14 protein-coding genes are annotated in these 14,178 nt (G+C 69.7%); 7 read left to right on the top strand and 7 right to left on the bottom strand.

Annotated features, from left to right (window positions below; translation table 11 throughout):
- From VJS38_RS03525 to VJS38_RS03515, 3 genes are all read right to left on the bottom strand, one after another.
- Positions 1 to 1,431, bottom strand: a 1,431-nt coding sequence (locus tag VJS38_RS03525) for a sigma-54 dependent transcriptional regulator (protein ID WP_324086771.1), incomplete at its 3' end; no start/stop codon positions are given.
- Between the two features lie 152 nt (positions 1,432 to 1,583).
- Positions 1,584 to 2,801, bottom strand: coding sequence for an ornithine--oxo-acid transaminase (rocD, locus tag VJS38_RS03520; RefSeq protein WP_324086770.1), 1,218 nt, complete (start codon positions 2,799 to 2,801; stop codon positions 1,584 to 1,586).
- A gap of 11 nt (positions 2,802 to 2,812) precedes the next feature.
- A complete protein-coding gene (locus tag VJS38_RS03515) occupies positions 2,813 to 3,691 on the bottom strand; it encodes a dimethylarginine dimethylaminohydrolase family protein (RefSeq protein WP_324086769.1) in 879 nt (292 codons plus the stop codon).
- A 98-nt stretch (positions 3,692 to 3,789) separates the two neighbouring features.
- Here VJS38_RS03515 and VJS38_RS03510 point away from each other — a divergent pair, with 98 nt between their 5' ends.
- Positions 3,790 to 4,206: an Lrp/AsnC family transcriptional regulator gene (locus tag VJS38_RS03510; protein WP_324086768.1), complete on the top strand. Its 417-nt coding sequence runs from the start codon at positions 3,790 to 3,792 to the stop codon at positions 4,204 to 4,206.
- 43 nt (positions 4,207 to 4,249) lie between these two features.
- Positions 4,250 to 6,040, top strand: coding sequence for a M3 family oligoendopeptidase (locus tag VJS38_RS03505; RefSeq protein WP_324086767.1), 1,791 nt, complete (start codon positions 4,250 to 4,252; stop codon positions 6,038 to 6,040).
- A 35-nt stretch (positions 6,041 to 6,075) separates the two neighbouring features.
- Here VJS38_RS03505 and VJS38_RS03500 read toward each other — a convergent pair whose 3' ends face one another.
- Positions 6,076 to 6,369, bottom strand: a complete 294-nt coding sequence (locus VJS38_RS03500; protein ID WP_324086766.1) for a metalloregulator ArsR/SmtB family transcription factor — start codon at positions 6,367 to 6,369, stop codon at positions 6,076 to 6,078.
- Between the two features lie 76 nt (positions 6,370 to 6,445).
- Positions 6,446 to 7,624 (bottom strand): NAD(P)/FAD-dependent oxidoreductase, encoded by a 1,179-nt coding sequence (locus tag VJS38_RS03495; RefSeq protein ID WP_324086765.1) that lies wholly within the window; start codon positions 7,622 to 7,624, stop codon positions 6,446 to 6,448.
- Positions 7,625 to 7,799: 175 nt separating this feature from the next.
- Here VJS38_RS03495 and VJS38_RS03490 point away from each other — a divergent pair, with 175 nt between their 5' ends.
- Together VJS38_RS03490 and VJS38_RS03485 are read left to right on the top strand one after the other, a co-directional pair.
- On the top strand, positions 7,800 to 8,570 hold the full coding sequence (locus VJS38_RS03490) for a pseudouridine synthase (protein WP_324086764.1): 771 nt from the start codon (positions 7,800 to 7,802) through the stop codon (positions 8,568 to 8,570).
- Positions 8,571 to 8,649: 79 nt separating this feature from the next.
- Positions 8,650 to 8,883, top strand: coding sequence for an aa3-type cytochrome c oxidase subunit IV (locus VJS38_RS03485; protein WP_324086763.1), 234 nt, complete (start codon positions 8,650 to 8,652; stop codon positions 8,881 to 8,883).
- 307 nt (positions 8,884 to 9,190) lie between these two features.
- Here the strand turns inward: VJS38_RS03485 and ykgO are convergent, their stop codons facing one another.
- Positions 9,191 to 9,316, bottom strand: a complete 126-nt coding sequence (gene ykgO / locus VJS38_RS03480; protein ID WP_012523667.1) for a type B 50S ribosomal protein L36 — start codon at positions 9,314 to 9,316, stop codon at positions 9,191 to 9,193.
- A gap of 147 nt (positions 9,317 to 9,463) precedes the next feature.
- On the opposite strand from ykgO, the gene VJS38_RS03475 reads away from it, so the two are divergent.
- Positions 9,464 to 10,759, top strand: coding sequence for a lytic murein transglycosylase (locus VJS38_RS03475; protein ID WP_324086762.1), 1,296 nt, complete (start codon positions 9,464 to 9,466; stop codon positions 10,757 to 10,759).
- Between the two features lie 17 nt (positions 10,760 to 10,776).
- Here VJS38_RS03475 and VJS38_RS03470 read toward each other — a convergent pair whose 3' ends face one another.
- The gene (locus VJS38_RS03470; protein WP_324086761.1) at positions 10,777 to 12,735 is read right to left on the bottom strand and encodes a PAS domain-containing protein; all 1,959 of its coding nucleotides are present in this window, start codon (positions 12,733 to 12,735) and stop codon (positions 10,777 to 10,779) included.
- 223 nt (positions 12,736 to 12,958) lie between these two features.
- Here VJS38_RS03470 and motA point away from each other — a divergent pair, with 223 nt between their 5' ends.
- Entirely contained in the window at positions 12,959 to 13,828 is an 870-nt protein-coding gene (motA, locus tag VJS38_RS03465; RefSeq protein WP_324086760.1) for a flagellar motor stator protein MotA, read from the top strand.
- Positions 13,829 to 13,977: 149 nt separating this feature from the next.
- The coding region (locus VJS38_RS03460) for a hypothetical protein (RefSeq protein ID WP_324086759.1) at positions 13,978 to 14,178 on the top strand (201 nt) is incomplete at its 3' end.

The raw sequence follows: 14,178 nt of genomic DNA, 5'->3' as shown, positions 1-14,178 counted from the left end.
GACCTTGCGGTAGAGGGTGGAGCGGCCGATGCCGAGCCTGCGGGCGACCTCGCTCATGTGGCCGGCGTAGACCTCGATCGCGAGCTGGATCAGGTCGCGCTCGATCTCCTCCAGCGTGCGCAGGTGGCCGCGGCCGTCGAGGATGCGCACCGGCGCGTCCTTGGGCATCTCGGCCACCAGTTGGTCGGCGGTGGGGAGCATCGCCGGCGTGGTGGCCGGCGCGGACGCGTAGCCGTGGGCCTCCGGCGGCGGGGCGGCGACGCCCGAGATCGACGGGAAGTCGTGCGGTTGCAGATAGGGCGCGTCGGCCAGTACGATGGCGCGGTAGACGGCGTTCTCCAACTGACGCACGTTGCCCGGCCAGTCGTAGCCGGTGAGGAACGCCAGGGTCTCAGGGCTCGCGCCCTGCACCGACTTGCCTTCCTCGATGTTGAAGCGGCGCACGAAGGCCTCGACCAGGGCCGGCACGTCCTCGCGCCGCTCGCGCAGCGCCGGGGCCTCGATCGGGAAGACGTTCAGGCGGTAGAACAGGTCCTCGCGGAAGCGGCCCTCGGCCACCGCCTGCGACAGGTCGCGGTTGGTCGCCGAGACGATGCGCACGTCGACCTTCACCGAGCGCTTGGCGCCGATCGGGTCGATCTCGCTCTCCTGCAGGGCGCGCAGCAGCTTGACCTGGATGTCGAGCGGCAGCTCGCCGACCTCGTCGAGGAACAGGGTGCCGCCGTTGGCCTCCTGGAACTTGCCCAGGTGCTTGTCGGTCGCGCCGGTGAAGCTGCCCTTTTCGTGGCCGAAGAGGATCGACTCCACCAGGTTCTCGGGGATGGCGCCGCAGTTGACGGCGACGAACGGCTTGCCGGCCCGGTCGGAGGAGCCGTGCACCGCGCGCGCGATGACCTCCTTGCCGACGCCGCTTTCGCCGGTGATCAGGATCGGAATGCCCGACTTCGCGCCGCGCTCGCCCAGCCGCTTGACCATCAGCATGGCCGGCGAGGCGCCGATCAGGTCGTCGAAGGTGGTGCGGCCGCTCGCGCGCTTCTTCAGCCGGTCGACCTCGCCCTTCAGCGCGCCGAGGTTCAGCGCATTGCGGATCGACACCAGGATGCGCTCGGCCGCCGCCGGCTTGACGAAGAAGTCGACGGCGCCGGCCTGCATCGCCTGGACCACGGTCTCGATGCCGCCGGTGGCGGTGACGACGATGACCGGCTGGTTGAAGCCGCGCGCGCGCATCTCGGCCAGGGTGTCCTGGCCCGACAGGCCCGGCATGACCAGGTCGAGCAGGACCACGTCGACCGCCGCGCCGGCCATAAGTCGTTGAATCGCCTCGTCGCCGTTCTCAGCATGAACGACGGCAAGGCCTTCACGCTCAAGAACAGCCTGAATAAGGCGACGTTGAGTGGGATCGTCGTCCACTATTAAGACTGTCTTAGCCATATGAAAACACCCACCAGAAACCGGCGATCGTCTCATCGGACGAGGCTCTTCTGTCGCGAATTGATACAGGCGACTCGTAAAGAGCGGGTTTCGGAGGGGTGATCGGGGGGTTAACGCGTCCCTGCCCCTCTCCCGCGACGCGGGAGAGGAACTTAGAGCACAGCCCCGAACTGCTCCGCGATCCAGTCGGCCTGGTCGGGGTTAAGGATCAGCGGCGGGGCGATGCGGATGGTGTGGTCGTGGGTCTCCTTGGCCAACAGGCCGCGTTCCTGCAGCGCCTCGCAGATCCGCCGCGCGCCGCCGGCCTCGGGGTGCAGCTCCACCGCCAGCATCAGGCCGCGGCCGCGGACCTCCTTCACCGCCGGGGTGGCGACGGCCTCCAGGCCGGCCTTCAGCCGCGCGCCGATCCGCTCGGCGTTCTCGATCATGCCTTCCTCGACCAGCACCTTCAGCGCGGCGCGGGCGACGGCGCAGGCCAGAGGGTTGCCGCCGAAGGTCGAGCCGTGCTCGCCGGGATGCAGCACGCTCATCGCCTCGGCGTTCGAGAGCACGGCGGAGACCGGATAGAAGCCGCCGGACAGCGCCTTGCCGATCAGGGTCAGGTCCGCCTCGACGCCCTCGTGCTCTTCGGCCAGCAGCTTGCCGGTGCGGCCAAGGCCGGTCTGGATCTCGTCGAGGATCATGAGCACGCGGCCTTGGCTGCAGAGCTCGCGGGCGCGCGCCAGGTAGCCCGCCGGCGGGATGATCACCCCGGCCTCGCCCTGGATCGGCTCGACCAGGAAGGCGGCGGTGTTGGGCGTGATCGCCGCCTCCAGGGCGTCGGCGTCGCCGAATGGAACCAGCCGGAAGCCCGGCGCGAAGGGGCCGAAGCCGTCGCGCGAGGCCGGGTCCGTGGAGAAGCCGACGATGCCGATGGTGCGGCCATGGAAGTTGCCGGAACAGACGATGATCTCGGCCTGGTCGGCAGGGACGCCCTTCACCTGATAGGCCCATTTGCGAGCGATCTTCAACGCGCTCTCGACCGCCTCGGCGCCGGAGTTCATCGGCAGCGCCTTGTGCGAGCCGGTGAGCGCGCAGAGCTCCTCGTAGAACGGCGCCAGCTGGTCGTTGCGGAAGGCCCGCGAGGTCAGCGTCAGCCGCCCGGCCTGCTGGGTCATGGCGGCGAGGATCTTCGGGTGGCAGTGGCCCTGGTTGACCGCCGAATAGGCCGAGAGGCAGTCGAGGTAGCGGCGCCCGGCCACGTCCCAGACGTAGACGCCCTCGCCGCGGGTCAGCACCACGTCCAGCGGCTTGTAGTTCTTCGCTCCGTAGCGGGCCTCCAGCTCGATGAGGCCCTGGGCGAGATGGGCGGGCAGCGAGATGTCGTTCATCGGAGGCGTTCCTATTCGGCGGCCAGGACGGCGCCTGCCACGCTCGTGCGGTCGAGGCGGAGCGTCATGCAGTAGGCGGCTCCGCCGGAGAGGATGAAGGGATCGAGGTCGACCTCGACGAGGTCATAGCCGCGGGCGGCCAGGGTCTCGCGCAGCGAGGCCGGGGCCCGGGCCATGATCAGGGTGCGGCCCACGTTGACGGCGTTGACGCAGAAGGCCGTGGCCTCGGCGGCGCTCGCCTCGATGCGGCGCGACGGCGAGACCCGCGCGCGGATCCTGGCCAGCGCCGCGGGCGTGAAGGCCGGCGGGTGATAGAGCACCTCGCCGCCGCTCAAGGGACAGAAGCAGGTGTCGAGGTGGTAGAACCGGTCCGACGCCAGCTCCAGCGGGACCACGTCGCGCCCGAAGGTCTGGCTTATGACGTCGAGGGCCCCGTAGCTGGAGCGCGGTCCGTAGCCGCCCCAGAAGTGGCCGCGCGTGGCGTCCCAGATGCAGTCGCCGGCGCCCTCGTGGAAGAGGCCCTCGGGCAGCTCGGCGATCTCGCGCACGAGGCCGCGGCGGCGGAGCTGCTCGAAGGCCGCCCGGAACACCGGCTCCTCGCCCTGGCGCTCGGGGTAGAGGAAGCGCGCCAGCAGCACCTGGCCGTCCAGCACCACCGCGGCGTTGGCCGGGAACACCAGGTCGGGCAGGCCGGGCGCGGCCTCGAGCGTCTCGACCGCGCCGCCGGCGGCGGTCAGGGCCGCCTTCAGCGCGGCGGAGGCGGCCTTGGCCTGGGCGCGGAAGGCCTGGGGATCCGAACGCCAAGCGTCCGGCTTCATCCAGGGATTGATCTGGTAGCTGACCTCGAACCGCGACGGGTCGGTCATCAGGAAGAGGGGGCGTCGGTCCATGAAGCAGAGCATGGGGTTCGGCGCGGCTAGCGATAAGTCCACGAACTGCTACGATCGGTGAGAAATTCTGGCGATCTGACAGGAAGGATTGGCGATCCGTGGATGAGGTCGACCGCAGGCTGCTGGCGCTGCTCCGGGCCGATTCGCGCACGCCCGCCGCCAGCCTGGCCGCCAGGCTGAAGGTCTCGCGTGGTACGGTGCAGAACCGCATCGCCCGGCTGCAGGCCCAGGGCGTGATCCGGGCGTTCACCGTCCGCACCCGCCCCGAGCTGGAGGCCGAGCGGGTCCGGGCGATCATGTGCATCGCCATCGAAGGCGAGCGCTCGTCGGCGGTGGTCCGCCGGTTGAAGGGCTTCCCCGCGGTCGACCGGATCTACACCACCAACGGCCGCTGGGACCTGGTGGCCGAGCTCGACGTCGCCAACCTCGCCGAGTTCTCGCGCGCGCTCGACGACATCCGGACCGTGGAGGGGATCGCGATGACCGAGACCTCGATCCTGCTGGCGAGCGTGTGAGCCCGCCCTCCCCATTAAGGGCGGGATGGCCTAGGGTCTTCGCATGAACGCGCCCTTCAAGACCGACAACCTGCCCGAGTGGCGTCTCGACGACCTCTACGCCGACCGGGAGGATCCGCGCATCGCCGCGGACCTGGCCTGCGCCGAGCGCCAGAACCACGAGCTGGCGGCCCTGAAGGGCCAGCTGGTCGCCGCCCGCGCCGACCCGGCGACGCTGGGGGAACGGCTGGATCGCGGCGTCAGGCTCTACGAGGCGGTGACCAACCTGCTGTGGGGCGTGGGCGCCTACGCCTCGCTGGCGGCCTCGACCGCGCGCGACGACCCGGCCTGGGCCAAGTTCGAGGCCGACTTCCGCGCCAGGGCCGCCCAGATCGGCGCCGAGAGCCTGTTCTTCACCCTCGAGATCAACGAACTGGAGGACGCCGAGCTGGCGGCCGCGCTGGCCGCGAACCCGGGCGCTGAGCGCTGGCGGCCGTGGCTGCGGCGGGTGCGGCTGACGCGGCCGCACGAGCTGACGCCCGACCTGGAGCGGATGCTGGTCGACCGCAGCCCGGCGGTCGCCAACTGGGGCCGGCTCTACGACGAGACGCTGGCCAAGCTGGTCAGCGAAGTGGACGGCGAGAGCCTGACCCTGCCGGAGGCGCTGAACCGGCTCTCCGACCCGGAGCCTGCGCGCCGCAAGGCGGCCGGCGAGGGGCTGGCCAAGGCGCTGGCGGAGCGCAGCTCGGTGCTGGGGCTCTGCCTCAACACCCTGGCCTTCGAGAAGCAGGTCGAGGACCGCTGGCGCAAGTATGCGACGCCGGCCGCCTCGCGCCATATCGCCAACGAGGTCGACGCCGACGCGGTCGAGGCCCTGGAGGCCGCGGTGGTCGAGGCCTATCCCCGCGTCTCCCACCGCTACTACCGCCTCAAGGCCAAGGTCATGGGGATGGAGGCGCTGAACTACTGGGACCGCAACGCGCCGCTCGAGACCGCCGCACCCAAGACCTACGGCTGGGACGAGGCCCGCGGCATGGTGCTGGAGAGCTTCGCGGCCCTGGCGCCCACGTTCGCCGACGCCGCCCAGAGCTTCTTCGCCCAGCCGTGGATCGACGCCCGGCCACGCGCCGGCAAGCAGTCGGGGGCCTATTCGCACCCAGTCACCGCCGACCGTCACCCCTACGTCTTCATGAACTACATGGGCGAGCGGCGCGACGTGTTGACGCTTGCCCACGAGCTCGGTCATGCGGTGCACCAGACGCTCTGCCGTCCCCTCGGCACACTGCTGGCCGACACGCCGCTGACGCTCGCCGAGACCGCCTCGATATTCGGCGAGGGCCTGGTGTTCGAGCGGCTGCTGGCCTCGGCGACGCCGCAGGAGCGTCGGGGCTTGCTCGCCGGCAAGATCGAGGACGGGCTGAACACGGTCGTGCGCCAGATCGCCTTCCACCGCTTCGAGACCCGCTTCCACGCCGCCCGGCGGGACGGGGAGCTGGCGCCTGACGAGATCGCCAGCCTGTTCCTGGAGGTGATGGGCGAGAGCCTCGGCCCGGCGGTGACGCTGAACGACGGCTACGAGCACTACTGGGCCTATGTCAGCCACTTCGTGCACTCGCCGTTCTATGTCTACGCCTACGCCTTCGGCGACCTCTTGGTGCGCGGGCTGATGGAGGCCCGGCGCGAGAACCCGAAGGGCTTCGCCCCGCTTTACGAGCAGCTGCTCGCCGCCGGCGGGACGAAGACCTACGTCGAGGCGCTGGCCCCCTTCGGCCTCAACCCGCGCGAAAAGGCCTTCTGGGCCGCCGGCATGAAGCAGCTGGAGCGGCTGGTGGACGAGTTCGAGACGCTGGTGTGAGTTCGTCCCTCCCCATTAATAATGGAAGGGATCTCTCAGGCGAGGCGACGGGCCTCCACCCAGCGCTCGACCTCGCGCAGGGCGCCGGGCTCCAGCTGGCAGGTGCGCACGCGCCCGACCTTGCGGCTCGAGACGAGCCCGGCCGCCTCCAGCACCTGCAGGTGCTGGACGACCGCCGGCAGCGACATGGCGAGCGGCTGCGCCAGCTCGCTGACCGAAGCCGGCCCGCGGCCCAGCCGCTCCAGCATCGACCGGCGCGTGCCGTCGGCGAGGGCGTGGAAGATGGCGTCGAGGGCGGGTAGTTGGTTAAGCACATACTTAAGTAACATGGCGTGAACAGAAAAGCAAGCGCTTAAGTATCTTTCCTCCCCCGCGGAGCGGTACGGGAGAGGAGCGACGCGGAATTCAAACCACCTGCCCCGCGCTCCAGCCGCTGGCCCAGGCCCACTGGAAATTGTAGCCGCCGAGCCAGCCGGTGACGTCGACCACCTCGCCGACGAAATAGAGTCCCGGGACCGCCTTGGCCTCCATCGTCCGCGAGTCCAGTCCCGCGGTCTCGACCCCGCCCAGCGTCACCTCGGCGGTGCGGTAGCCTTCGGAGCCCACCGGCTTGACCCGCCAGCCGTTCACCGCCGCCGCGACGGCGCGGAGCCTGGCGTCAGGCTGGTCGGCGAGGTTGCCCGCAGCGCCGTGCTGCTCGGCGACCAGCTGGGCGAGGCGCCTGGGCAGGTGCTCGGCCAGCACCGTCTGCGCCGCCTGGCGGCCGCGCTCGGTTTTCGCCTGCTTGAGCACGGCGAAGAGGTCGAGGCCCGGCGCCATGTCGACGCCGATCTCCTGACCCTCGCGCCAGTAGGATGAGATCTGCAGGATCGCCGGCCCGCTCAGGCCCCGGTGGGTGAAGAGCATGGCCTCGTCGAACTTCGCCTTGCCGGCGCTGGCGCGGACCTCGACGGCCACCCCCGCGAGCGGCGAAAGCTGCGACAGCAGGCCGGGCTCGAAGGTCAGCGGCACGAGCGCCGGGCGGGTCTCGGTGACCCCGAGGCCGAACCGGCGGGCGACGTCGTAGCCGAAGCCGGTGGCGCCCATTTTCGGGATCGACTTGCCGCCGGTGGCGACCACCAGGCTCTGGCAGGCGAGGCTGCGTCCGCCGATGGTCAGGGTGAAGCCGTCGGCGGTCTTGTCGGTGCGCTCGACGGCCGTCCGCAGGCGCAGTTCGACGCCGGCGCAGGCCATCTCGCCGGTCAGCATCTCGATGATCTGCCTGGCCGAGCCGTCGCAGAACAGCTGTCCGAGCGTCTTTTCGTGCCAGGCGATCCCGTGCCGTTCGACCAGGGCGATGAAATCCGCCGGCCGGTAGCGCCGAAGCGCCGAGATGCAGAAGCGGGGGTTCTCCGACAGGAAGGCCTCGGGCGTGGTGCGGGTGTTGGTGAAGTTGCAGCGCCCGCCGCCGGAGATGCGGATCTTCTCGCCGGGCGCGTCCGCGTGGTCGAGCACGAGCACGCGCCGCCGGCGCTTGCCGGCCTCCAGCGCGCACATCATGCCCGCCGCGCCCGCGCCGATCACCACCACGTCGAACTGGTCCATGGCCGGCGGAGCTAGCACAGCCTGAGCGCCTGCCCCACCCTCCGCTCGTCGCCGCGAAAGCGGGGATCCAGGCGTTTTTCGTCCGTGAGCCGGACGTCGCTCTGGGCTTCCTCGTACGGAACACTAAAAAGCCTGGATCCCCGCTTTCGCGGGGAGGACCGGATTAGGTGGATGGATGCCCTGGACGCGCCGCTATGATGAAGCCGAGCCGCAGCGGGTGAACCGCTGGCTGGCGCAGAATGGCGTCTGCTCGCGTCGCGAGGCTGAGGACCTGATCGCCCGCGGCCTGGTCTCGATCGACGGCGAGACGGTGGAGGACGTCGGCCGCAAGATCAGTCCCGGCCAGATCCTGACCCTTGCCGACGCCGCCCGGAGCGAGCTTCAGGCCAGCCTCAGCGTCATGCTGCACAAGCCGGTGGACGTGGTCTCGGCCCAACCGGAGCCAGGGCAGGCGCCGGCGGTGCGGCTGCTCACCCGTGCGGCCCTGGTCGGCGAGAGCGCGGTGATCCCCGACGCGCAAACGAGCCTGGCCCCGCTCGGGCGGCTGGACATGGATTCGCGCGGCCTCTTGATCCTCTCGGACGACGGGGTGCTGGCCAAGGCGATCATCGGGCCTCAGTCCGACCTGGAGAAGGAGTACCTGGTCCGCGTCACCGGCCAGATCACCCAGAAGAAGATCGGCTTGCTCCGCCACGGCCTGCAGCTCGACGGCCGCCAGCTTCGTCCGGCGAAGATCACCCAGCTCGGGCCGCAGAAGCTGAAGTTCGTGCTGAAGGAGGGCCGCAACCGCCAGATCCGGCGGATGTGCGAGCTGGTCGGCCTGCACGTCGTCGATTTGTTCCGGGTGCGGATCGGCCCTTTGCGCCTGGGCGACCTGCCGGAGGGGCGCTGGCGTGTCTTGACCCCGGAGGAACGCGCGGCTCTGGTGCGCGGCGGCCCGCCTTAGCGCCTTGGCGAGCTTGAGCGGCGCGGCGGTCTCGTGTAGCACGCCGACCAAAGCATTGATCAGAGAGCAGTCTTCAGCGATGGCCCACGCACCTTCCGACTACCACCGCGGCGAGATGGACATTCACGAGCAGGTCAAGACCTACGAGTTCGTGATGAGCCTGACCAAGTGGGGCTCGCTGACGGTCGCCGTCTCGGTGCTGTTCGCCACCCTGTGGTTCTGCACCGGCGCGGGCTTCATGGGCGCGCTGGCCACGGCGATCGTGCTCGCGGTGCTGGGCGGCGTCTTCCTGCGCGGCGGCGGCGGACACTGAGCGGCTGACAGCCTGAACGTTAGAGCCCGCCCGGCCCAGCCGCGGCGGGCTTTTTGTATCCCGCAACAAGTTCGTCATCGCCGGGCTTGTCCCGGCGACCCATCCCGATGTCGTTCCGCACCTGACGAGGCTGACGCCTTGGGCTGGATGGCCCGGACAACAAGCCGGGCCATGACGGATGAAAATGTGGCTTTTCCATCCGGAAGTCCCAACGCAAAAAGTCCCGCGGGAGCATGGCTCCGCGGGACCGTCGCAATTCCAAAACCATCCGCAAGCTGCATCCAGCGATCGCCGGATGCGTGCGCGCTCAGCCTTGCTTGGCCTTGAAGCGCGGGTCGGTCTTGTTGATGACGTAAACCCGGCCCTTGCGGCGCACGAGCTTGCAGTCGCGGTGGCGGGTCTTGAGCGACTTGAGCGAGCTTCTGACCTTCATGACCGTATCTTCTGGGCTAGGCCGGGCGGGCCCGTCCGGGTTGAAACAGAGCGCGCGCATATACGGGCCGGGCCGCCCGGAGTCAACGCTCACGCCTCGCAGCCTTGTGATTGATCGGCAGCGGCGACGCTCGTTAGATTCCCCGAAATGCGTCATCGATACCTGCTGCTGTTCCTTGCTCTGGCCGGCTGCGCCAGCCCGGCCAACCGCGGTCCGCAGCCGCGCCCCGCCTATCCCGAGACGGCAACCGCGCCGTCGCCGAGCTCGCCGCAGAGCTCCGGGCCCGTGCGGCCGCTGGTGGCCTCGGGCGACATGCAGTTCGACGCCTGGGCCGCCGGCTTCTACGGCCGCGCGGTGGCGGCGGGGATCTCGCCGGAGCTGCTGGCGCGCGAGTTCGCCGGCCTGACGCCGGATCCGCGCGTCGGTGGCCTCGACAACAAGCAGCCGGAGTTCTCCAAGCCGCTCTCGGACTACATCCGCGGCGTCGTCACCGACACCCGCGTCGCGATCGGCGCGCAGAAGTCCGCCCAGGTTCCGCAGCTCCCGGCCATAGAACAGCGCTACGGCGTGCCCCGCGGCGTCCTCGAGGGGATCTGGGGGATGGAGAGCGGCTTCGGCGCCATCCAGGGCAACTTCGACGTCATCCGCGCCATGGCGACGCTGGCGGCGCAGGGCCGGCGGCGGGAGTTCGCCGAGGACCAGCTCATCGCCGCCCTGGAGCTGATCGGCTCGGGCGAGGTCACCCGCAGCCAGCTGCGCGGCTCATGGGCCGGTGCGATGGGCCAGACCCAGTTCATCCCCTCGACCTTCGTCTCGACGGCGGTCGACGGCGACGGCGACGGCAAGCGCGACATCTGGGGCGACCCCGCCGACGCGCTCGCCTCGGCGGCCAACCTGCTGCGCAAGGGCGGCTGGGTTCCGGGCCAGGACTGGGCGCGCGAGGTGAGCGTCCCGCCGGGCTTCGACTTCAGCCTGACCGAAGGTCCGAAGAAGACGCCGATCGAGTGGGGCGCGCTGGGCGTCCGCCGCGCGGACGGCCAGTACTGGCCGGCGGCCGACCAGACCGCCGCGGCGCAGCTGGTGGCGCCCACGGGGGCGGCGGGGCCGATCTTCCTGCTGTTCCCGAACCACTTCGCGATCCGCAAGTACAACAACTCGCTGGCCTATGCCCTGGGCGTCGGCCTGCTCGCCGACCGCTTCGAGGGCCGCCCGGGTCTGGCCAGGCCCTGGCCGCAGGAGGCCCCGCTGTCGCTGGTCGACCGCATGATCGCGCAGCGCGCCTTGGCCAGCCTTGGCTTCGACCCGGGCGCGGCGGACGGGCTGGTCGGCTTGAAGACGCGCGATGCGCTGCGCGCCTGGCAGAAGGCCCGCGGCCTCGTCGCCGACGGCTACCTGTCGCCCGAGATGATCCGCCGCCTGAAGGCCGAGGCCGGCGTCGCCTGAATGGATGACGGCAGGCGTCAGGCCGCCAGGCCGGCGCCCGCCTTGGCCAGGCCCGCCGCCACCTCGGCCACGAGCTTGAGCAGATCCTCCGCCAGGATCGGCTTGGAGAGGTGGCCGTCGGCGCCGGCCATTTTCGAAGCGGTGATGTGCTCGGGCATGGCGTTGGCGGTGAGCACATAGATCGGGACGCGGCGGCCGCCTTGCGCAGCCTCGCGCGCGCGGATCGCGCGGATCGCGGTCAGCCCGTCCATCACCGGCATCTGCATGTCCATCAGGACAAGGTCGAAGGGCTGGGCGTCCACCGCCGCCAGCGCCTCGGCGCCGTTCTCGACGCAGGCCAGGTCGACGCCGGCCGCGCCCAGGATCAGCTCCACCACACGGCGGTTCGTCGGGTGGTCCTCGGCGACCAGGACCCGCAGGTCGCGGACCTGCTGCTCGGGCGTGGGCTCCGGCGCGGTCTCCACCCAGAGGTCGAACTCGCCGGCGCAGCGCGGCAGATCGAGCATCAGGGTGAAGCAGGCCCCTTCGCCGGGCGTGGCGTCGGCGTGCAGCGAGCCGCCCATCGCCTCGGCCAGCGCCCGCGAGATCGACAGGCCCAGGCCCGTGCCGCCGAAGCGGCGGGTGATCGAGCCGTCGGCCTGTTCGAAGCGGGAGAACAGCCTGGCCTTGGTCTCCTCGTCGAAGCCGATGCCGGTGTCGCGGACATCCAGCCACAGGCGCGAGCTGGTCTCGCCGCGCTCGGCGCTGACCCGCAGGCGGACCGAGCCCTTGGCGGTGAACTTCACGGCGTTCGACAAGAGGTTGGAGACGATCTGCCGGATGCGCGGCGCGTCCCCGACGTAGGCGCCCTGCGCGCGCGGCGAGATCTCGACGGTCAGCTCCAGCCCCTTGGCCTCGGCCGAGGCCTCGAACAGCGCCGCGCAGGCGTTGACCGAGCGCGCCAGGTCGAACGGCTCCGGTCGGAACTCGACCTTGCCGGCCTCGATCCGGGCGAGGTCGAGAATGTCGGAGAGCAGGGTCTCCAGCGTCTTCGCCGAGGTCTCGATGATCGAGACCATCTCGGCCTGGCGCTCGGAAAGCTCGGTCTTGGCGAGCGCGCCGGCGATCCCCATCACCCCGTTGAGCGGCGTGCGGATCTCGTGGCTCATGTTCGCCAGGAACTCGGACTTGGCGCGGCTCGCCGCCTCCGAAGCGTCGAGGGCCCGCCGCAGCGTCTCGCCGGCTTCCAGCTCCTCGGTGATGTCCTCCGTCAGGCAGAGGATGTAGCGCGCCTGGCCTCCCTCGCGGATGATCACCTTCTTGGTGCGCAGCACCCGCTCGCGGCCGTCCGGGCCGGTGAGCGGCCGCTGTTCGATCATCAGGTCTGAGAAGGCGCCCTCCAGCAGCTCCCGGTCCTTGAGGCGGAAGAAATCCGCCTGCTCCTTGGGGAAGAGGTCGTGATCGGTGCGCCCGATCATCTGATCGGCCGTATAGCCGACGGTCTCCTCCAAGGCCTTGTTGACCACGCTGAACCGGCCGTTCTGGGCGTTCTTGACCGCGATGGCGGCGGGCACGTTGTCGATGACCGCGTTCAGCAGCGTCTCCTGGTTGACCTCCAGCGTCACGTTGCGGGAGGTCGCGATGAGGCCGAGCAACTCGCGCGTGTCCGGATCGCGCACGGGCGCGACGAGGCATTTCCAGCAGCTCAGCCGCCCGTCGACGGGGGTCGTATGGAAGGCCCGGAAATCGACGCGTTCGCCCTTTTCGACGACGGCGGCCACGGCGGCGGCGGCCTTCGCCCTGGCCTCGGCCGGCCAGAGCTCCGACCAGAGCGCGCCGCGGTCCTGCGCCTCGGCATGGTGCAGCGCCATGGCCTGGTGGCTTTTGAGGTTGGAGAAGGTCACGCGCCCGTCGAGGTCGAGCAGGCAGATGCAGTCGTCGCTGTTGTTCACAGCGCTCAGGAAGAACGGGTCCATGAAGACCCCTTGCTCGCCCATCTCGCCCCCGATTCCTCCGGCTGCGCAATTTTGGCGCGTAAGCAGGAAATCAAACACGCGAGGCTTAAGGCTCCGTTTAGGCTGAGGAAATCATCTCGGAGCGCGATCGTCGGGCCCCGCCGGACGGCGGCTTTCAGCCCGCATGACGTCGCCGCCGGACCGCTCACCGAGCCTTAAGCATTAACGCCGAAGCTCCACAGAACTACGGGGCTCGGCGTCTTTCATGTTCCAGATCATCGGCATCGTTCTGCTGTTCGCGCTCGTGTTCGGCAGCTTCATCATCTCCGGCGGCAACATCGGGGTGATCCTGCACGCGCTGCCGCACGAGATGATGTGTATCGGCGGCGCCGCGATCGCGAGCTTCCTGATCGGCAACTCGATGGAGGTCATCAAGGCCACCGGCGGGGCGTTCTCCAAGGCCTTCGCCGGCCCGAAATGGAAGCCCGCCGACTACCGCGACCTGCTGAGCCTGCTCTTCCTCTTGACCAAGACGATGAAGTCGAAGGGCGTCATCGCCCTGGAAAGCCACATCGAGAAGCCGACCGAGAGCACCATCTTCTCGCGCTTCCCGCGCATCCTGAAGGACCACTTCGCGGTCGATTTCATCTGCGACACCCTGCGGATGATGACCATGAACCTGGAGGATCCGCACCAGGTCGAGGACGCCATGGAGAAGCAGCTCGAGAAGCACCACCACGAGGCCCACGCGCCGAGCCATGCGCTGCAGAGCCTGGCGGACGCCCTGCCGGCGCTGGGCATCGTCGCCGCCGTCCTTGGGGTCATCAAGACCATGGGCGCGATCACCGAGCCGCCGGAAGTGCTGGGCGAGATGATCGGCTCGGCGCTTGTCGGCACCTTCATGGGGGTTTTTCTGGCCTACGGCCTGGTTGCGCCGCTGGCTGCCCGCATGAAAGGTATTGTCGAAGAGGAAGGCTCCTTCTACCAGATCATCCAGTCGGTGCTCGTGGCTCACCTGCACGGCAATGCGGCGCAGATCTCCGTCGAGATCGGGCGCGGCAACGTCCCCTCGGGGGCGCAGCCCAGCTTCCTGGAGCTGGAGGAAACCCTCTCGTCGATGCCCAACGAGGCCTGATCGAGCCAAGAGGAGATCACGGAAACGTGAAATCTTGTCTTGCTTTGAGCCGCGCATCGCTCTAGTCGTAGGCTGCGCCATTGGCCGGGATTGCGTCGTCTTTCTCCCAAAGGCGTGCTGACACACCATTCAGAGGACTTAGGGACACCATGAAGACTCAAGCTTTCCGCGCCGCCATCGTCGCCACCGCCGCCGTCGCCGCCCTGTCGGTCGCCGCCTGCTCGAAGAAGACCGAAGAAGCCAACACCGCCGCGGCTGAAGCCAACGCCGCCGCCGACTCGGCCAACGCCGCGGCCGCCACCGCGACCAACGCCGCCGCCGACGCCTCGGCCGCCGCTGGCAACGCCGCC

It is taken from the genome of Phenylobacterium sp. (genome assembly GCF_035276905.1).
GTDB lineage: Bacteria > Pseudomonadota > Alphaproteobacteria > Caulobacterales > Caulobacteraceae > Phenylobacterium.
This window is presented reverse-complemented; position numbering and strand designations above follow the sequence as displayed.

Excerpts from the sequence above, each read along its gene's own strand:
- rocD (WP_324086770.1), bottom strand. The coding sequence starts at position 2,801 with ATGAACGACATCTCGCTGCCCGCCCATCTCGCCCAGGGCCTCATCGAG.
- VJS38_RS03515 (WP_324086769.1), bottom strand. The coding sequence starts at position 3,691 with ATGGACCGACGCCCCCTCTTCCTGATGACCGACCCGTCGCGGTTCGAG.
- VJS38_RS03505 (WP_324086767.1), top strand. The coding sequence starts at position 4,250 with ATGAACGCGCCCTTCAAGACCGACAACCTGCCCGAGTGGCGTCTCGAC.
- VJS38_RS03500 (WP_324086766.1), bottom strand. The coding sequence starts at position 6,369 with ATGTTACTTAAGTATGTGCTTAACCAACTACCCGCCCTCGACGCCATC.
- VJS38_RS03495 (WP_324086765.1), bottom strand. The coding sequence starts at position 7,624 with ATGGACCAGTTCGACGTGGTGGTGATCGGCGCGGGCGCGGCGGGCATG.
- VJS38_RS03490 (WP_324086764.1), top strand. The coding sequence starts at position 7,800 with ATGCCCTGGACGCGCCGCTATGATGAAGCCGAGCCGCAGCGGGTGAAC.
- VJS38_RS03485 (WP_324086763.1), top strand. The coding sequence starts at position 8,650 with ATGGCCCACGCACCTTCCGACTACCACCGCGGCGAGATGGACATTCAC.
- ykgO (WP_012523667.1), bottom strand. The coding sequence starts at position 9,316 with ATGAAGGTCAGAAGCTCGCTCAAGTCGCTCAAGACCCGCCACCGCGAC.
- VJS38_RS03475 (WP_324086762.1), top strand. The coding sequence starts at position 9,464 with ATGCGTCATCGATACCTGCTGCTGTTCCTTGCTCTGGCCGGCTGCGCC.
- VJS38_RS03470 (WP_324086761.1), bottom strand. The coding sequence starts at position 12,735 with ATGGGCGAGCAAGGGGTCTTCATGGACCCGTTCTTCCTGAGCGCTGTG.
- motA (WP_324086760.1), top strand. The coding sequence starts at position 12,959 with ATGTTCCAGATCATCGGCATCGTTCTGCTGTTCGCGCTCGTGTTCGGC.